The organism is Ferrovibrio sp. (genome assembly GCF_002796975.1).
Taxonomy (GTDB): Bacteria; Pseudomonadota; Alphaproteobacteria; order Ferrovibrionales; family Ferrovibrionaceae; genus Ferrovibrio.
The window spans coordinates 155853-172774 of sequence record NZ_PEKV01000009.1 but is presented as its reverse complement, the minus strand read 5'-3'; the positions used below and the strand labels follow the sequence as shown (position 1 = coordinate 172774).

Sequence of the window (16922 nt, the reverse complement as noted above, 5' to 3'; positions counted from 1 at the left end):
AAGTAGGCGCGCGCAGGCACGGGATCGGGGGAGACCGGCTGGCGCCGAGGGAGCCCGGTATGTACCACGACGACCTGCATCAGGCGGCTGAATACGCCCACGCGGCGGTCGCGAGCATGACGCGGTTCTCGATTCCGCCAACCCCGATCAATTTCACCATCTGGTACGAATACCATGCCGGTCGCGATCCGGCCCTGAGCCGTGCCATCGACGCGCTGCTGGCTGCCGGCACAGCGTTTACGCCCGACACCACGCTGCAGCTCTACGAAGAGTATCTCAATCCCGCGCGCATGCTGCGCGCCTCGCGCGAAACCACCGAGAAGCTGCAGGAAGCGATGGACGAACTGCGCAGCTTCGTCGGCAGCGCCGAGCAGGACACCAAGGCCTATGGCGACAAGCTGGAGGATTTCTCCGACAGCCTCGACCAGCACGGTCATGCGCCCGCCTTCGGCTCACTGGTCGGCGCGATGCTGCAGGAAACCCGCACGATGCAGGAGCGCAACCAGTCGCTGGAAGATCGTCTGGCCGAGACCACGGCGGAAGTGCAGCAGCTGCGCGAGCATTTTGAACAGGCGCGCCGCGAAGCGTTGTCGGACGGCCTCACCGGCCTGGCCAACCGCAAGAATTTCGAACAGACACTGTCGCTGCTGGCCAAGGCAGCGATGGAAAGCGGCGAGCCGCTGACACTGATGCTGCTCGACATTGATCACTTCAAGCTGTTCAACGACCGCCACGGCCATCAGACCGGCGATACCGTGCTGCAGCTGGTGGCCCGCACGCTCAGCGACAACGTGAAGGGCCAGGATCTGGCTGCGCGTTACGGCGGCGAGGAATTCGCCATCCTGCTGCCGCGCACCCGTGCCGACCAGGCGGTGAAGCTCGGCGACAATATCCGCGCGCTGATCGCGGCCCGTAAGCTGGTCAAGCGTCATTCCGGCGAACAGCTCGGCCGCATCACGGTGTCTGCCGGCGTGGCCGAATTCCGCATCGGGGAATCGCTCAGCACCTTCGTGCAGCGGGCCGATGGCGCGCTCTACGGTGCCAAGCGCGAGGGCCGCAACCGCGTGGTTGCCGCAACGGAAACCAACGCCGCTGCCGTTACGGAGACGGTTCTCCGCTCCTGACAAATCGGTTAGCGTTCATCCCCATAAGGGAGAAAACGCATGGCTTGGAAGACCCTGATCGTCGAGAAGAAGGACGGCATCGCCACCGTCACGCTCAATCGCCCCGAGCGGCTCAACGCGCTGAGCCTCGAACTGATGAGCGAGCTGCTCAAGGCGCTGGAAGACATCGACCAGGATGCGTCGATCCGCTGCCTGCTGCTCACCGGCGCCGGCCGTGGCTTCTGCTCCGGCGCAGACCTCGCGAGTGGTGATCTCAGCGCCGACGGCGGCATGCCCGATCTCGGCAAGGCGCTGCACGACCGCTATCATCCGGTGATCCGCAAGCTCGCCGCCTATCACATGCCGGTGGTCTGCGCGGTGAACGGCCCGGCGGCCGGCGCCGGTATGAGCCTCGCGCTCTGCGGCGACATCGTGATCGCGGCGAAATCCGCCACCTTCCTGCAGGCCTTCGGCAATCTGGGTCTGGTGCCCGATGCCGGCAGCACCTTCTTCCTGCCGCGTCTGGCCGGTACCGCGCGCGCGCTCGGCCTCACCATGCTGGCCGAGAAGCTGCCGGCCGAGACAGCAGCCGAATGGGGCCTGATCTGGCAATGCGTGGACGACGCCGAACTGATGCCGGCCGCGATGAAAGTGGCGACGAAATTCGCCAACGGACCCACGGTCGGTCTGGCGCAGATCCGCAAACTGATCCGCCAGTCGGCCACCAACGGCCTGGATGCGCAGTTGGAAGCCGAGCGTGAAAGCCAGGTGATCGCCGGCCGCACCCGCGATTTCATCGAGGGCGTGACCGCCTTCCTGCAGAAGCGTGCGGCGAAGTTCAGCGGAAAATGACGCCGCATCAGATCGCAGATAAGATCGGCAAGGCCGCCGCCGAACGCGACCTCACCGCGCGTAAACTTGGCATCGAACTGGTGTCGATGGGACCGGGCCGCTGCGTGCTGCGGATGACCGTGCAGCCTGACATGGTCAACAGCCACGGCACCTGCCACGGCGGCATGATCTTCACGCTGGCCGACAGCGCATTCGGCTATGCCTGCAACAGCTTCAATCGCAATGCCGTGGCGCAGCAATGCGACATCACCTATCTGAAGCCAGTGGCCGTCGGCACGGTGCTGACCGCCACCGCCGAACTGCGGGAGTCGGCCGGCCGTAGCAGCGTCTATGACATGACCGTGCGCGATGCGGCTGGAACTACCGTGGCGCTGTTCCGCGGCCTGTCGCGCGAAGTGCCAGGCGAAACGATTCCGAATCCTGGAGGCTGAGCATGGGAAAGCTGATCACCGAGCCCAATCTCGCCGATGGCGATGCAACCTATGCCGCGCTGGTGAAAATGACCGAAGGCCTGGACGACGCCGCCGCACAGAAGGCGATGGCGAAACTGGTGCTGCTGCTCGCCAATCATGTCGGCGACCAGGATGTGCTCAATGAAGCGATGAAGATCGCGCGCGGCTGACTTTTCTTTTTCGTCATCCTCGGGCTTGTCCCGAGGATCCATCCCAACCCTCCACGCATCGGAACACGCAGATGGATTCTCGGGACAAGCCCGAGAATGACGGTTGTAAGGTAGGCAACAGAGCCGAGACTGAAACGTTATCTATGCCGGCGTGCGGCGCCCAGCGTCACCCGGCGCGACGGCGGCGGGGTGGCGGCCTTCTCGGCCCTGGCAATGCTGAGCGCGGTCTGCGCCCATTTCACCGCTTCGTCGGCGTCGTCGACCAGTTCGGGCGGCATCTTCCAGTAGCTCATCTGCACCGGCTTGCCCTTGCCGTCATAGACAAAGGGCTCGCAACCGCGTGCCTCGAAGGCTTTCTTGCTCTCGGCATCGGCCTTCAGATAGAGCGTATCGTCGTCGATCAGGGCGAACATCACGCCGCGCGAATAGACCCCGGCCCCGCCGAACATCGGGCGGACGGCAACGCCGCCCAGGGGGGCGAACAGCTCCTGCACAAAGGCGGTGAAATCGCGACTCGCGGTCATGGCGGGGAAAGATAGCCAACCGCCTGCACCCGGCCAAGGGGGCTTTGCGTACTGCGACAAAAAAGGCGACGGATCGCTCCGCCGCCCTGTCACGTCCGGGTGAAGCCAGCCCTACTGTTCGACGAAGGCCTTCTCGATCACGTAATGCCCGGCGCCGGTGGTCGAGCCTTCGTTCCAGCCCAGGCCGTCGAGCAGTTCGCGCATCTCGGCCAGCATCTGCGGGCTGCCGCAGAGCATCAGCCGGTCGGTCTCCTTGCTGAGCGGCGGCAAGCCGAGATCGGCGAACAGCTTGCCCGAGCGGATCAGGTCCGTGATACGCCCCCTGTTGCGGAAATCCTCGCGCGTCACGGTCGGGTAGTAGAGCAGCTTCTGCTTCACATCCTCGCCGAAGAACTCGTTCTCCGGCAGTTCGCGCGTGATGTAATCCTGATAGGCCAGTTCGCCCACCGTGCGCACGCCATGCACCAGCACGACGCGGTCGTAGCGTTCGTAGGCCTCGTGATCCTTGATGATGGACATGAAGGGCGCCAGCCCGGTGCCGGTGCCAAGCAGCCAGAGCGTCTTTCCCGGATGCAGGTTGTCCTGCAGCAGCGTGCCGGTCGCCTTGCGGCCAACGATGATCTTGTCGCCCACTTTCAGATGCTGCAGCTTTGATGTCAGCGGGCCGTCCTGCACCTTGATCGAGAAGAATTCGAGATGCTCTTCGTAATTGGCGCTCGCCATCGAATAGGCGCGCAGCAGCGGCTTGTTATCCACGATAAGCCCGATCATGGCGAACTGGCCGTTGATGAAACGGAAGCTCGGATCGCGCGTGGTGCGGAAAGTGAAGAGGCTGTCGGTCCAGTGGTGGACGAAGGTCACTTCCTCCTCGCGCAGATTGCCGCCGGGTTTCAGCAGCGGATGCGACGGCGTGGCAGGAACGACAGCGGCGGCAGCTTGGGAAGACATGGGCTCTTGAATCCGTTTGAGGACAGCACAGGACAACGATGGGGCTGACCGGAACTCACGGCCTAAATCATATGTACACATATAATATGATTCCGGCCGCCTGAACAGCGCATATTTCGCATTCCACGACTAAAATCAAGGTTTAGGAACAATATACAGCACAGGATTGTTTAAACGCTAGCGCCTCATTGCAGGCGGCGGCCAAAGTATTTTAAATATAAAATAGTTTTAGTGGCACGCAAGTGGGCTTTTTAGCCCGGCTACACGCCCCGCCCGTCATCCTCGGGCTCGTCCCGAGGATCTCTCGCAATCCTGCATGAAATGGCCGGGTCAAGCCCGGCCATGACGATGATGGTATGGGCGGCCGAGGGCCTTACCGGCCCTTCTGCTTGCGCCAGGCTTCGAAGTCGACCTTGGTCTGCGGATCGGTGGCCGGATACAGCCCCTTGATCGAACGGCCGCCCAGCACCTGCTCGGTGACGAAGTCTTCAAACGCCGTCATCTCGACCGCTTCGGTGGCGATCTCGTCGGCGATCTCGGACGGGATCACCATCACGCCGTCGGCATCGCCCACGATCACATCGCCGGGGAAGACGGCGGCATCGCCGCAGCCGATCGGCACATTGATGTCGATCGCTTCATGCAGGGTCAGATTGGTCGGCGCCGACGGACGGCTGTGGAAGGCCGGGATCTTCAGAGCAGCGATCTCGGCGGAATCGCGGAAACCGCCATCGGTGACCACGCCGGCGACGCCACGCACCATCAGGCGCGAGATCAGGATTGAACCGGCCGAGGCAGCCCGCGCATCCTTGCGGCTGTCCATCACCAGCACCGCGCCGGGCGGGCAGATTTCCACCGCCTTGCGCTGCGGATGCTCCGGGTTCTGGAACACGGTGATCGGATTGCGATCCTCGCGCGCCGGCATGTAGCGCAGGGTGAAGGCTTCGCCCACCATGGTCGGGAGCGACGGATTGAGCGGCACCACATCCTGGATGAACTGGTTGCGCAGGCCGCGCTTGTACAGCGCGGTGGCCAGCGTCGGCGTGCTGACGGTTTTCAGTTTGGCAATGGTTTCGGCTTTAACAGGCACGAGAGGCTTCCTTCTGACTAAGAGAGTGTGGCGCCCTGCACATCGACATAGAGCGCGTAAAGCGACTGGCTGGCGGCCATGAACAGTCGGTTGCGCATGACGCCGCCGAAGCAGAGATTGGCGCAGCGTTCCGGCAGCGCGATCCGCCCGATGGCGCGGCCATCGGCGTTGAACACCATGACACCGTCGAGATCGTCGCTGCCCATGCCCCAGCCGCACCACAGATTGCCGGCGGTATCGACACGGAAGCCATCTGACGAGCCGGCACCGCAATCGATCAGCAGCTTCTTGTTGCTCAGCGCCCTGCCGCCATTGGTTACGTCGTAGGCGTGGATCAGGCGATTGGGTGCAGCCAGCGATTCCACGATATAAAGCCGGCTTTCATCGAGCGAAAAAGCGAGTCCGTTCGGTCCGTTCAGGCCTTCGGCAACAACGCTCAGCGCGCCGCTCTCGGGATCAAGGCGGTAAACATGCTGCGGCAGTTCCGAGACGCCCTTGCGGCTTTCGTAATTGCTGTTGACTCCGAAAATAGGATCGGTGAACCAGATGCTGCCATCCGACTTCACAACGATGTCGTTCGGCGAATTCAGCCGCTTGCCCTCGAAGCGATCGGCCAGCACGGTGATGCTGCCGTCGTATTCGGTGCGGGTGATGCGCCGCGTCTCATGTTCGCAGGTCACCAGGCGGCCCTGGCGGTCGCGCGTATTGCCGTTGGCATGGTTGGACGGCTGGCGGAAGGTGGTGACCGCACCGGTCTGTTCGTCCCAGCGCAGCATGCGGTTGTTCGGTATGTCGCTCCAGATTAGGCAGCGCTGGTCGCCGAACCAGACCGGCCCCTCGGCCCAGCGATAGCCGCTGGCCAGCTTTTCCACGGCAGCCGTGCGCAGGCGCAGTTTCGCAAAACTGTCGTCCAGCACCTGCACGGCCGGATCGGGATAGCGGGATGACGGAGTCCACATGGCGCGACCTCAGAAGATATCCGGCTCGCGCACCGGCGCGCCGAACCCGGTTTCGAGGAAGTCAAAGTCACAGCCCTGGTCGGCCTGCCTGATATGCTTGCTGAACATCCAGCCATAGCCGCGCTCGTAGCGCACCTCGGGCTGTTTCCACGCCGCCTTGCGCTTGGCCAGCTCCGCATCCGACACATCCAGCGTGATGGTGCGCTTGTTGACATCCAGTGAGATGATATCGCCGTTCTGCACGAGTGCGAGAGGCCCGCCGATATAGGATTCCGGCGCCACATGCAGGATGCAGGCGCCATAGCTGGTGCCGCTCATGCGCGCGTCCGACAGACGCACCATGTCGCGCACGCCCTGCTTCACCAGCTTCTTCGGGATCGGCAGCATGCCCCATTCGGGCATGCCCGGCCCACCCAGAGGCCCCGCATTGCGCAGGATCAGCACATGGTCGGCGGTGACCTCCAGGTTCTCGTCATCCACCGCCTTCTTCATCGACGGATAGTCGTCGAACACCAGCGCCGGACCGGAATGCTTGAGGAATCGCGGGTCGCAGGCGCTCGGCTTGATCACGCAGCCATCCGGCGCAAGGTTGCCCTTCAGCACCGCCAGCGCGCCCTCGGCATAGATCGGGTTCTCAGTGGTGCGGATCACGTCCTCGTGGTGTACCTGGGCATGCTGGATATTCTCGGCCAGCGTCTGACCAGTCACCGTCACGACATCGAGATGCAGATGGTCCTTGATGCGGGTCATCAGCGCCGGTAGGCCGCCGGCATAGAAGAAGTCCTCCATCAGGTATTCCTCGCCCGAGGGGCGGATATTGGCGATCACCGGCACTTTACGGCTGGCGATCTCGAAATCATCCAGCGAAATATCCTGCCCGGCACGGCGCGCCATCGCAATCACATGGATGATCGCATTGGTCGAGCAACCCATCGCCATGGCGACGGCAATGGAATTCTCATAGGCCTTGCGAGTCTGGATCTTCTGCGGCGTCAGGTCTTCCCACACCATGTCCACGATGCGGCGACCGCATTCGCTGCTCATGCGGATATGGCCGGCATCGGCAGCGGGAATGGACGACGCGCCGGGCAATGTCATGCCGATGGATTCGGTGATCGCCATCATCGTGGCGGCCGTCCCCATGGTCATGCAGGTGCCATAGCTGCGCGCGATACCGGCTTCGATATCGTTCCATTCCTGATTCGAGATATTGCCGGCGCGGCGCTCGTCCCAGAATTTCCAGGCATCCGAGCCCGAGCCGAGGATCTTGCCCTTCCAGTTGCCGCGCAGCATCGGACCGGCAGGCAGGTAGATCATCGGCAGGCCGGCACTGGTGGCGCCCATCATCAGGCCGGGCGTCGACTTGTCGCAGCCGCCCATCAGCACGGCACCATCGACCGGATGGCTGCGGATCAGTTCTTCGGTCTCCATCGCCAGCATGTTGCGATAGAGCATGGTGGTCGGCTTGACGAAACTTTCGGAGACGGAGATCGCCGGCAGTTCGATCGGCAGGCCGCCGGCCTGCAGCACGCCGCGCTTCACGTCTTCCACGCGATGCTTGAAATGCGCGTGACAGGGATTGATGTCGGACCAGGTGTTGACGATGGCGATCAGCGGCTTGCCGGTCCACTCGGTGGCGGCGTAGCCCATCTGCATGATGCGCGACCGGTGGCCGAAGCTGCGCAGGTCGTCGGGTGCGAACCACCGCGCGCTGCGGAGCTGATCTGGGGTTTTCTTCTTGCCGGTCATGGGGGGACTCTTGAAAATGAATGGGGCGGGCATCGCTGCCCGCCCCGTCGTCAGCGAACAGTTATTCCGGCTTGATCTTGCCGACCTCGATCACGGTTTTCCAGCGGGCAATCTCGGCGGCGAGGAAGGTTTCGAATTCCTTGGACGTATTCGCCACCACATCGAAGCCGATATCGTTGAACTTGGCGGTCGTCTCGGCCGATTTCAGGCCGGCGATAATGTCCTTTTCCAGCCGGGCGCGGATCGCCGGCGGAAGCCCCTTGGGTGCCGCAGCAGCCTGCCAGGAATAGACCTCGACATCCTTCACGCCGGCTTCCGCCAGGGTCGGAACATCCGGCAGCGCCGGGTTGCGCTTGCTGGCGGTGACCGCCAGCGCCTTCAGCTTGCCGCCGCGCACGTGGTTGGCGATGGCGCCGAGATTCTGGAACGACACATTGGCATGGCCGCCGATCAGGTCGCCGATGGCCGGCCCGCCGCCCTTATAGGGCACATGCACGCCAACCGTGCCGGTCTTCTGCATGAACAGCGCGGCGGTCAGATGGTCCGACGAGCCGGTGCCGGACGAGGCGAACGACACTTTGTCCGGATTTTTCTTCATATATTCGACCAGCTCTTTCACGCTGTTGGCCGGAAAGCCCGGATGCGCCACCAGCACGTTGGGGGTGCGGACGGCGACGGAGAGCAGGTCGAAATCCTTCATCGGATCGTATTTCAGATCCGGGAACAGCGCCGGATTGATCGCGAAAACGCCGATCGAACCGACCAGAATGGTGTAGCCGTCGGGTGCTGCCTGCTTCAGCAACGTGGCGCCGAGCGAGCCATTGGCGCCGGCACGGTTCTCCACCACCACCGTCTTGCCCAAGCTGTCGGTCAGCTTGGCGGCCACGTTGCGCGCCGTGATGTCGGAAGCGCCGCCCGCGGGGAACGGCACGATCATCGTCACGTTACGGTCGGGATACTGCTGCGCCTGCGCAGTGCCGAAGGCAGCTGCACTGGCCAGCAGGCCGAGCATGGCGGCGCCGACAAGGCGGCGCGTCGGGAAATTCGACATATGGGTTTCCTCCTCTGATTTTCTTATGGCCGGCATTAAAGCACTAATGCATTAGTGCGTCAAATCCGATCTGTGCTATAGAGAGGCATGGCTTCGACCGTCAGTCACCTCGCCCTCACCCTGCCGCGCGACCGTTCGCGCCAGGTGGCGCCGCAGGTTTTCGACCTGCTGCGCGACGCCATCATCAATCTCGACCTGGTGCCGGGCACGGTGCTGTCGCGGCCCGAGCTACAGTTGCAGTTCAGCCTGAGTTCGACCCCGATCCGCGATGCGCTGATGCGGCTGGCCGAGGAGGCGCTGGTCGATATCTTCCCGCAGCATGCCACGGTGGTCAGCCGGATCGACCTCGACCATGCGCGCCAGGCCGCCTTCCTGCGCCGCTCCATNNATGCACCGCATGATGTATGACGCTGCCGGCGTGCCCGACCTGTGGACCGTGATGCTGAAGCGCAACGGCCATATCGAGCGCCTGCGCCGTCTGCATCTGCCGATGAAGGGCAAGGTCGACCAGACCGTCCGCGACCATATCGCCATCGTCGAGGCCATCGCCGCCGGCGATCCGATCGCGGCAGCGCGCGAGGTGCGGGCGCATCTGTCGCGCTCGCTGGCCTTCATCGAGGGCATCCGGGCGCATTACCCGGCCGAGTATTTCCGCGACTAGCCCGCCAGCTTCGGCAGCGAGGCCACCAGCATGGCGATGCCCGAGACCGTCAGCAGCCCGAGCACGATGCGGCGAAAGCTCGCCTCGCTGATACCAATGTAAAGCCGCGCGCCGAGCAGCGACGGGATCATCATCGCCGGGATCACCACCAGCAGCAGCGGCACCGTCGCCATCGTCACCAGCCCGGTGGCGACATAGCCCAGCATGGTGACCATCAGCAGGGCGAGATTGAAATTCTGGATCACCGCCCGCTGGCTGTCCTTGGGCATGCCCCGCAGGGTGCACCAGAGCGTCGGCACCACGCCGGAAAAGCCGCCGATGCCACCCAATGTGCCGCCGATCATGCCGAAGCCGGCATCGGCCAGCCGGGCCAGCGCCGGGCTGGCGATCCGGACCGACGGCAGCCGGGGCGCCGCCAGCATCAGCGGGCAGAGCACAATCAGCAGCCCGCCCAGCACCGCCTTGAACAGCACGACATCCAGCAGCGGCAGCAGCAGCGTGCCGACCGGTATCCCGAGCAGCCCGCCAGCCACGAAAGGCGCCAGCAGTTTCGGATCGAAGCCCCGGCGGACGGTGACGGCGGACAGGATCTGGCCGCTGAGGCCACCGCAGACGGCCAGCGCGGCGGCGAGTTGGGGATCGATCAGCCAGGCCCAGACCGACATGGCGACCAGGGCGAAGCCGAAACCGGACAGGCCCTGGACGAAGCCGGCCAGCGCAGCGCCCAGGCCGACGACGAGGTAGATCGGATCCACGTCGGGAGACTTACATCATATTCCGGGTGGCGGTCGGCAGGCTGACGACCAGGCCGTCCAGCGCCTCCGACATGATCAGCTGGCAGCCGAGCCGCGAGGTCTTGGTCAGGCCGAAGGCGAGGTCGAGCATGTCTTCCTCGTCGGGCTTGGCGGCCGCGAGCCGGCCATACCACTCGGGGTCGATGATGACATGGCAGGTCGAGCAGGCCAGCGAACCCTCGCAGGCCCCTTCGATATCGACGCCGTGCTTGTGGGCGATCTCCAGCACCGACAGGCCGATGGGCGCATCGACCTCGACGCGTTTCCCGTCCGGCTGGATGAAGGTCATTTTCGGCATCGCTCAAAGACTCCGGGACGTAAGGCCGCGCAGGCGGGCGCGGTGGATATATCGTCTGCCGGGCCGCTCAGCAACCGGCAGGATATCCGCAGCATTTTTTACTTTAAGTGTTATATATTTATTATTATATTTCATATATTTATACTTTATATATAATCCAACACATCACTTCCGCTTGCGATGCCATAGCTTGACCCAGGCCTCGATGGCGCGGTCGACATCCGCCGTCGTGCTGGCCCAGCCGAGGCTGAAACGGATCGCCTCGCGCGCCGCCGCCTCGGGCAGGCCCATGGCGGTCAGCACATGGCTCGGCGTCACCTTGCCCGACGAGCAGGCCGAGCCGGCCGACACCGCCACCCCGGCCAGGTCAAGTGCCATCACCTGGGTCTCGGCCGCCACCCCGGGCATGCCGATGCAGAGCGTGTTGGGCAGCCGGCCAGCCGGCCCGTCGGCGCCGTAGACGGGTGCCTCCGCGCAGGCCTCCAGCAGTCCGGCCTGCAGGCGGTCGCGCAGGCCGGCGACGTTTTTCATCCCGTAGAGCCCGTGCTGGGCCGCCGCCGCCGCCGCCCCGAAGCCGGCGATGCCGGACAGGTTCTCGGTGCCGGCCCGCATGCCCTTCTCCTGCCCGCCGCCCCGAAGCAGCGGCGCCGGGGTCCAGTCGTCGCGGGTGATCAGCGCCCCCACCCCGGTCGGTCCGCCGAGCTTGTGGCCCGAGAGGGTCAGGAAGTCGGCATCGAGCTGACTGAGATTGACGGCGATCTTGCCGGCCGCCTGGACCGCGTCGCAGAGCAGCAGCGACTGGTGCGCATGGGCGAACCGGGCCGCCTCGGCCACCGGCTGGATCGTGCCGGTCTCGTTGTTGGCCAGCATGAGGCCGACCAGGGCCGGACCCGGATGGGCGGCGCGCGCGGCCCCCAGCGTCGCCTCGAGTGCCGCAAGGGAAACCACCCCGTCTGGACCTGCCACCACTTCATAGGTCGGCAGGCCGGAATGGCGGGCCGGGCGCAAAACCGAGTCGTGCTCAATCCCGGTCATGACCAGGCTTTTGACCCCGGCGCCCTCGATGGCCAGCCGCAGCGCCAGATTATTTGCTTCCGTCCCGCCCGAGGTGAACACCACCCGGCGCGCCTCGGCGCCGACCAGATCGGCGACCTGGCCACGTGCGATATCCGCGATTCCACGCGCTGTGCGGCCAAAACGGTGCACCGACGAGGGGTTGGCGGGCGCCTCCAGAGCCGCCAGCAGGGCGGCCCGGGCCTCGGGCCGCAGCGGCGCGGTTGCGTTATAGTCAAGGTAGCTGGAGTTCATTTCCTGCTTTTAGGCTTGAATTTCGCTCTGCCGAGTATGGTAAAACTGATCCCCGATCAACCAATTATCCAGCGCCGCCCCTCCCCAGAGGCGCCAAAGTGACGAACCGAGATGCCTGACATCATATTCCCCGGCCCTGACGGACGGCTCGAAGGCCGTTATACCCACGGGCCGGAGGTCAATGCGCCGATCGCGCTGATCCTGCATCCGCACCCGCTGTACGGCGGGACGATGAATAACAAGGTCACGTACAACCTGTTCCACGTTTTCGCCAAACGCGGCTTCTCGGTGCTGCGGTTCAACTTCCGCGGCGTCGGCCGCAGCCAGGGCACCTTCGACAACGGCCAGGGCGAACTGTCCGATGCCGCCTCGGCGCTCGACTGGCTGCAGAGCGTGAATGCCAATGCCTCGGCCGTGTGGATCGCCGGTTTCAGCTTCGGCGCCTGGATCTCGATGCAGCTGCTGATGCGCCGCCCGGAGATCGACGGCTTCATCTCGGTGGCACCGCCGGCCGGCATGTTCGATTTCGGCTTCCTCGCCCCCTGCCCCTCCTCGGGTCTGATCATCCAGGGCACCGAGGACAAGATCGTGGCCGAAGGCGAAGTGGCCAAGCTGGCGCAGCGCCTCGCCCTGCAGAAGGGCATCAAGATCGACTACAAGAAGGTGCAGGGCGCCAACCATTTCTTCGAAGGCAAGCTCGACGAACTGACCGCTGCCGCCGACAAGTATGTGAAGACCAGCTTCACACCGACCTCGGCCCGCGCCGGCAAGGGCGCGCAGGCGACGCAGCAGTCGTAAGCGCGACACACACCCTCCCTCTCCCGCTTGCGGGAGAGGGTCGGGGTGAGGGCCTTTCGTCACACCCGGCCATGACGATCCGGGGCTGGCATCTCCACATCCGGCAACGGACGACCAAAGACATCGGTGCGTTGAACGGTGCCGCCGCCCTGCGGACCGGGCACCCTGCCGTAGGGCGGTATCCGTGAGGACGGTGTGGGCGCTGCCGACGGCCGTTGCGGCATCACAGCCTGATCTTTCAGCAGCTTATCCGCATCTACAGCGGTACTGACAGCAGGCTTATCCGCATTTGCCTGAGTCTTATTTTCGCTTATGGCATCCTTATTTTTGCTTATTTCACCCTTATCCGGCGCCTTGGCGACACGCGGCGGACGTTTCGGTGCGCGGCGCAGGCTGTCGGCCAGCCGCAGCACCATGTCACGGCCATCGACGGAGGACGGCTGCGTCCAGGCGGGCACGCTGGCGGATTTGAATTGTTCGAACAGGCCGGCCGGCGACTTCTCGGCTTTTTGCGCGCAGCGGATCGCCGCCGCGTTGCTGGCCGCTTCGAGCTGCAACCGGCCGAGCAGCAACTGGGTCTCGCGCGCCTGCCGCAGCAGGAACTGGAATCGCAGACTGCTGCGCAGATGGCGCCAGAGTCTGTCCTGCGTGATGCCGAGTGCGGCGGCGACGCCATCGGGCGCCTCGCCCGCCACCAGCAGGGCGGCACCGCGTTTCCAGTCGATGCGTACACGCGTCTTCTTGCCGGCGCTTGGTGTCTCGTGCGCCGGATCGATCTCGTTCAGAGCCATGACGGCCTCCATCGGATAAATCCCAGAGGCGGATCAGGGTAGCGCGGCTTGACGGCAATGTAAACAAAAAAAGAACATTGTAAGGATATTATTCATATCCCCGCCCTCCCCCCGTTGCCCCCGCGAAAGCGGGGACCCAGCCCCGGAGCCCGGAACGTTGGCAAAACTGGGTTCCGGTCTTCGCGGGAACGACGATTGGGTTTTTCGAGAGCCATCCCTATCTGACTCTGCATGTTCGCCATCCCGATCCGCCCCGCCGACCAGACTGACGCCGAAGCGATCACGATGCTGATCCGGCGCACGTTGCGCGTCAGCAATGCGGCGGATTATTCCGTCACCGAGATCAATCGCGTCTATGCCGGCTTTTCGCTGGAACGCGTGCTGGCCCGCATCCGCAACCAGGATGTCTTCGTCGCCGAGATCGACGGCGAAATCGTCGGCACTGGGGCCTATGCGCGTGGCCAGCTCTGGGCGCTGTTCGTCTCGCCTGAACGCCAGCGGCTGGGACTGGGCACCCTGCTGGTGGATCACATCGAGGATTTCGCGCGGCAACGCGGACTGGAAAAGCTCGAACTTTCGGCCTCGCTCACCGGCGTGGAATTTTACGAACGCCTCGGTTATCAGCGCCTCGGCTACTTCCCGCATCCGAGCGGCGCCACCTATGCGATGGCGAAAGCGCTGGCCTGATTTCCCGGCCCCGCTCCCGATTCCCCCTATCCGAAAAGTAATGCCTTCCGGTTGCAGCGTAACCGGGTAGTAACTCGCGGTTTGACCCGGCGGGTCCATAGTGGAGCCACGGAGGAAATAAACCATGTCTGTCTTCGACCGGATGAAATCTTTCCTGTTCAACGAAGAGGCCGCGGATGTCCGCCCGGCCCGCCGCACCGGTACCGGCACCGCGCCGCATCTGCGGGTGGTGGCCGGCAATGCCCAGCTCCCTCGTAAAATTCAGGCTGGCAATCTCCAGATGATCGGACTGCAGGCCGTGCGCGATGCGCTTGGCGACGAATGGCCGAAACGCCGCGACACGATCCACAACATTGTCGAAGGCGTGATCCGCGACCGCGTCGACGCCGGCGACACCCATTTCCACCTCGAAAACGACGATTACCTGGTGCTGTTCGTGCAGCTCAATCATGCGCAGGCCAAGGCCAAGGCCGCCGCCATTGCGCAGGAAGCCGAGCGCCTGATCCTCGGCGAGCTGCCTGAACACGCCATCCGCATCTCCTCCAGCGTTGCCGAGGTCAACAGCGACTTCCTGTCCAGCAAGGTGAATTCGATGGATGAACTGCTGCAGCATGTGAAGACCGGTGGCACCGAGGCGTCCGATGCAGCCGGCGGGGCCAGCGGCGACGTGCTGCTGTTCGGCGACGAGCCGGTGCATGACGGCTTTGCCGACACCGCGCAGCCGCGGCCCGCCCCGATGCTGGGCGCCGGACCGGACCTCACCGATCTCGACCAGTCGCTGACCTCACTGTTCCAGAAAAAGACCAGCGCCGCTTTCCTGAAGGAATGCCAAGCCTCCTTCTATCCGAATTTCAGCACGCGGCGCCGCGCCTTCTCCTTCTACACCGTGCATGTCACGCATATGCCGACCGGCCGTGCCGCCGATGCCCGCGATCCGATGCTGGAAGATCCCGAGGAACTGGAATTCCTGCTCGACCGCTACCGGCTCACCACCGCTTTGCTCGGCCTGCATCGCATGGTGACCGGCGGCTACAAGGGCTTTATCTCCATTCCGGTGTCGTTCGCCACGCTGGCGACCTCGCGCTCACGAAACATCTATCTCGACCGCTTCAAGGATCTGCCCGCCGGCCTGTTCCGCAGCCTGTCGATCGTGATCACCAATATCCCGAACGGCACGCCCTCCAGCCGTATTGCCGATGCCTTCAATTACATCCAGCGCTTCTGCGCCGTGCGCATCCTGGATATCGGGCCGGATGCCCGCCTGATCGACCTCTACGCCCAGACCGGCTGCCAGGGTTTTGCCACCTCGCTGCCGACCGCCATCGCCGATCCGGCCATGCGGTTCCAGGCGCTGTCGGCCTTCGCCAAGCGCGCTGCCTGGCACAAGATGGAATCGATCCTGTGGAACGTGAGCGATGCCACCGAACTGGAACTCGGCATCAATGCCGGTTTCAGCTTCGTATTCGGCGATGCCGTGGCACCGCAGATCGCCACGCCCGGCCATCGTCAGGCGCTGCGCTTCGACCATATCCCGCAGCGGGCGGCGACAGCCTGAGGCTGGAAGAAGCGCGGATCAATCTTCAGTAAAAAGCCCCACCGTTTCCGGCAGGGCGTTTACAAGGTGCCACGAGCTTCATTGCCGGCCGTGGCACCCGCCAGTTCCAAAGAACTGGCTCAAGCGCCCATAGTGGGCATACATTTATAATATCACGGCAGAATTCATGCAGGTCAAGCCGGTATCAGAGGCTCGCCTTTTCGTCCGGAACCAACCTGTGAATCCGCCCGCCGCTCACCGGCATCGCCACGCCGGTCGTGCCGGGCAGACTCAGCGGCAATCCGCGCACGGCGCGTGCCGCCAGAAACGCGAAGGCCTCGGCCTCCAGATGATCGCCGTTCCAGCCGACTGCCTCGACTGCTTCGACCGGCATGTTGAGATGCTGGGTCAGCAGCTTCATCAGCGTGGCATTGTGGCGTCCGCCGCCGCAGACCAGACAGCGCAGCGGACGCTGCGGCAGATGACTTAAGCCACGCGCCACGCTCGCTGCGGTGAAGGCCGCGAGCGTCGCCGCGCCGTCTTCCACCGACAGGCCCTCGACGGCCGCCGCCGAGAAGTCGTTGCGGTCGAGCGATTTCGGCGGGCGCTGCGCGAAATACGGATGATCGAGCAGGCGCGCGAGACGATCCGCGTTCACCGCGCCGGCCGCCGCCGTTTTTCCGCTTTCATCGTGCGTTGCATTGGCATGCCGCAGCATCCAGTCGTCGATCAGCGCATTGCCCGGGCCGGTGTCGAAGGCGATCAGGTCATTTTCGCTGTCACCACCGATGTACGTCACGTTGCCGACGCCGCCGAGATTGAGCACCAGCAAGGGCGGCGCGAGGCCGGCATGTTTTGCCAGCGCCGCATGATAGAGCGGCACCAGCGGCGCGCCCTGCCCGCCCATCGCCACATCCTGGCTGCGGAAGTCGCTCACCACACTGATGCCGGTAAGTTTGCCCAGCAGCGCGCCGTCGCCCACCTGCCATGTCCGTCGCTCACCCGGACGATGCAGCAGGGTATGGCCATGGAAGCCGAGCCAGGCGACATCTTTCGCCGCCATGCCGGCCTTGCCCAACAGCGCCTGCACGGCATCGGCATGCGCCACGGCGAGGTCGCGGCTTAAACCGAGCGCATGTCCGGGACCATCGTT

The 16922-nt window shown here is 64.2% G+C and carries 20 protein-coding genes; 9 read left to right on the top strand and 11 right to left on the bottom strand.

From position 1 onward, the window contains the following. Nucleotides 1-59: 59 nt before the first annotated feature. From CTR53_RS11485 to CTR53_RS11470, 4 genes are read left to right on the top strand one after another with little or no spacing between them, the layout of a single operon-like run. Nucleotides 60-1124, top strand: coding sequence for a GGDEF domain-containing protein (locus CTR53_RS11485; protein ID WP_290813113.1), 1065 nt, complete (start codon nt 60-62; stop codon nt 1122-1124). A 39-nt stretch (nt 1125-1163) separates the two neighbouring features. Next, nucleotides 1164-1955 carry an enoyl-CoA hydratase-related protein gene (locus CTR53_RS11480; protein ID WP_290813111.1) on the top strand — a complete coding sequence of 264 codons (792 nt, stop codon included), beginning with the start codon at nt 1164-1166 and terminating at the stop codon, nt 1953-1955. Then, a complete protein-coding gene (gene paaI / locus CTR53_RS11475) occupies nt 1952-2386 on the top strand; it encodes a hydroxyphenylacetyl-CoA thioesterase PaaI (protein ID WP_290813109.1) in 435 nt (144 codons plus the stop codon). The genes CTR53_RS11480 and paaI overlap by 4 nt, the downstream gene beginning before the upstream one ends. 2 nt (nt 2387-2388) lie before the next feature. Next, a complete protein-coding gene (locus CTR53_RS11470; RefSeq protein WP_290813106.1) occupies nt 2389-2577 on the top strand; it encodes a DUF2783 domain-containing protein in 189 nt (62 codons plus the stop codon). Nucleotides 2578-2714: 137 nt separating this feature from the next. Here the strand turns inward: CTR53_RS11470 and CTR53_RS11465 are convergent, their stop codons facing one another. From CTR53_RS11465 to CTR53_RS11440, 6 genes are all read right to left on the bottom strand, one after another. After that, nucleotides 2715-3101 (bottom strand): TfoX/Sxy family protein, encoded by a 387-nt coding sequence (locus CTR53_RS11465; protein ID WP_290813104.1) that lies wholly within the window; start codon nt 3099-3101, stop codon nt 2715-2717. 111 nt (nt 3102-3212) lie between these two features. Further along, entirely contained in the window at nt 3213-4049 is an 837-nt protein-coding gene (locus CTR53_RS11460) for a ferredoxin--NADP reductase (protein ID WP_290813102.1), read from the bottom strand. 373 nt (nt 4050-4422) lie between these two features. After that, nucleotides 4423-5139: a ribonuclease activity regulator RraA gene (locus CTR53_RS11455; protein WP_290813100.1), complete on the bottom strand. Its 717-nt coding sequence runs from the start codon at nt 5137-5139 to the stop codon at nt 4423-4425. Between the two features lie 17 nt (nt 5140-5156). After that, entirely contained in the window at nt 5157-6098 is a 942-nt protein-coding gene (locus CTR53_RS11450; protein WP_290813098.1) for an SMP-30/gluconolactonase/LRE family protein, read from the bottom strand. A 9-nt stretch (nt 6099-6107) separates the two neighbouring features. Continuing rightward, a complete protein-coding gene (araD, locus tag CTR53_RS11445) occupies nt 6108-7847 on the bottom strand; it encodes an L-arabinonate dehydratase (protein WP_290813095.1) in 1740 nt (579 codons plus the stop codon). 61 nt (nt 7848-7908) lie between these two features. Next, complete coding sequence (locus CTR53_RS11440) at nt 7909-8898, bottom strand: tripartite tricarboxylate transporter substrate binding protein (RefSeq protein ID WP_290813093.1); 990 nt, start codon at nt 8896-8898, stop codon at nt 7909-7911. An 87-nt stretch (nt 8899-8985) separates the two neighbouring features. On the opposite strand from CTR53_RS11440, the gene CTR53_RS11435 reads away from it, so the two are divergent. Further along, the gene (locus CTR53_RS11435) at nt 8986-9306 is read left to right on the top strand and encodes a GntR family transcriptional regulator (protein ID WP_290813091.1); all 321 of its coding nucleotides are present in this window, start codon (nt 8986-8988) and stop codon (nt 9304-9306) included. Beyond that, nucleotides 9296-9559 carry an FCD domain-containing protein gene (locus CTR53_RS11430; RefSeq protein WP_290813089.1) on the top strand — a complete coding sequence of 88 codons (264 nt, stop codon included), beginning with the start codon at nt 9296-9298 and terminating at the stop codon, nt 9557-9559. The genes CTR53_RS11435 and CTR53_RS11430 overlap by 11 nt, the downstream gene beginning before the upstream one ends. Here CTR53_RS11430 and CTR53_RS11425 read toward each other — a convergent pair. From CTR53_RS11425 to CTR53_RS11415, 3 genes are all read right to left on the bottom strand, one after another. Further along, nucleotides 9556-10314 carry a sulfite exporter TauE/SafE family protein gene (locus tag CTR53_RS11425; protein ID WP_290813087.1) on the bottom strand — a complete coding sequence of 253 codons (759 nt, stop codon included), beginning with the start codon at nt 10312-10314 and terminating at the stop codon, nt 9556-9558. The two genes, CTR53_RS11430 and CTR53_RS11425, sit on opposite strands and share 4 nt — an antisense overlap. A 10-nt stretch (nt 10315-10324) precedes the next feature. Then, nucleotides 10325-10651, bottom strand: coding sequence for a ferredoxin family 2Fe-2S iron-sulfur cluster binding protein (locus tag CTR53_RS11420; protein WP_290813085.1), 327 nt, complete (start codon nt 10649-10651; stop codon nt 10325-10327). A gap of 165 nt (nt 10652-10816) precedes the next feature. After that, entirely contained in the window at nt 10817-11959 is a 1143-nt protein-coding gene (locus CTR53_RS11415; protein WP_290813082.1) for a cysteine desulfurase family protein, read from the bottom strand. Between the two features lie 111 nt (nt 11960-12070). On the opposite strand from CTR53_RS11415, the gene CTR53_RS11410 reads away from it, so the two are divergent. Further along, on the top strand, nt 12071-12757 hold the full coding sequence (locus tag CTR53_RS11410) for an alpha/beta hydrolase (RefSeq protein WP_290813080.1): 687 nt from the start codon (nt 12071-12073) through the stop codon (nt 12755-12757). Nucleotides 12758-12816: 59 nt separating this feature from the next. Here the strand turns inward: CTR53_RS11410 and CTR53_RS11405 are convergent, their stop codons facing one another. Further along, a complete protein-coding gene (locus CTR53_RS11405) occupies nt 12817-13548 on the bottom strand; it encodes a hypothetical protein (RefSeq protein ID WP_290813078.1) in 732 nt (243 codons plus the stop codon). Nucleotides 13549-13779: 231 nt separating this feature from the next. On the opposite strand from CTR53_RS11405, the gene CTR53_RS11400 reads away from it, so the two are divergent. After that, nucleotides 13780-14235 (top strand): GNAT family N-acetyltransferase, encoded by a 456-nt coding sequence (locus CTR53_RS11400; protein ID WP_290813076.1) that lies wholly within the window; start codon nt 13780-13782, stop codon nt 14233-14235. Nucleotides 14236-14359: 124 nt separating this feature from the next. Beyond that, a complete protein-coding gene (locus tag CTR53_RS11395) occupies nt 14360-15790 on the top strand; it encodes a hypothetical protein (protein WP_290813074.1) in 1431 nt (476 codons plus the stop codon). A 184-nt stretch (nt 15791-15974) separates the two neighbouring features. Here the strand turns inward: CTR53_RS11395 and CTR53_RS11390 are convergent. Further along, the coding region (locus tag CTR53_RS11390) for an anhydro-N-acetylmuramic acid kinase (RefSeq protein ID WP_290813072.1) at nt 15975-16922 on the bottom strand (948 nt) is incomplete at its 5' end.

Bases quoted from the DNA above. Each gene is read 5' to 3' on its own strand.
- CTR53_RS11485 (WP_290813113.1), top strand. From the start codon at position 60: ATGTACCACGACGACCTGCATCAGGCGGCTGAATACGCCCACGCGGCG.
- CTR53_RS11480 (WP_290813111.1), top strand. From the start codon at position 1,164: ATGGCTTGGAAGACCCTGATCGTCGAGAAGAAGGACGGCATCGCCACC.
- paaI (WP_290813109.1), top strand. From the start codon at position 1,952: ATGACGCCGCATCAGATCGCAGATAAGATCGGCAAGGCCGCCGCCGAA.
- CTR53_RS11470 (WP_290813106.1), top strand. From the start codon at position 2,389: ATGGGAAAGCTGATCACCGAGCCCAATCTCGCCGATGGCGATGCAACC.
- CTR53_RS11465 (WP_290813104.1), bottom strand. From the start codon at position 3,101: ATGACCGCGAGTCGCGATTTCACCGCCTTTGTGCAGGAGCTGTTCGCC.
- CTR53_RS11460 (WP_290813102.1), bottom strand. From the start codon at position 4,049: ATGTCTTCCCAAGCTGCCGCCGCTGTCGTTCCTGCCACGCCGTCGCAT.
- CTR53_RS11450 (WP_290813098.1), bottom strand. From the start codon at position 6,098: ATGTGGACTCCGTCATCCCGCTATCCCGATCCGGCCGTGCAGGTGCTG.
- araD (WP_290813095.1), bottom strand. From the start codon at position 7,847: ATGACCGGCAAGAAGAAAACCCCAGATCAGCTCCGCAGCGCGCGGTGG.
- CTR53_RS11440 (WP_290813093.1), bottom strand. From the start codon at position 8,898: ATGTCGAATTTCCCGACGCGCCGCCTTGTCGGCGCCGCCATGCTCGGC.
- CTR53_RS11430 (WP_290813089.1), top strand. From the start codon at position 9,296: ATGATGTATGACGCTGCCGGCGTGCCCGACCTGTGGACCGTGATGCTG.
- CTR53_RS11420 (WP_290813085.1), bottom strand. From the start codon at position 10,651: ATGCCGAAAATGACCTTCATCCAGCCGGACGGGAAACGCGTCGAGGTC.
- CTR53_RS11415 (WP_290813082.1), bottom strand. From the start codon at position 11,959: ATGAACTCCAGCTACCTTGACTATAACGCAACCGCGCCGCTGCGGCCC.
- CTR53_RS11410 (WP_290813080.1), top strand. From the start codon at position 12,071: ATGCCTGACATCATATTCCCCGGCCCTGACGGACGGCTCGAAGGCCGT.
- CTR53_RS11405 (WP_290813078.1), bottom strand. From the start codon at position 13,548: ATGGCTCTGAACGAGATCGATCCGGCGCACGAGACACCAAGCGCCGGC.
- CTR53_RS11400 (WP_290813076.1), top strand. From the start codon at position 13,780: ATGTTCGCCATCCCGATCCGCCCCGCCGACCAGACTGACGCCGAAGCG.
- CTR53_RS11395 (WP_290813074.1), top strand. From the start codon at position 14,360: ATGTCTGTCTTCGACCGGATGAAATCTTTCCTGTTCAACGAAGAGGCC.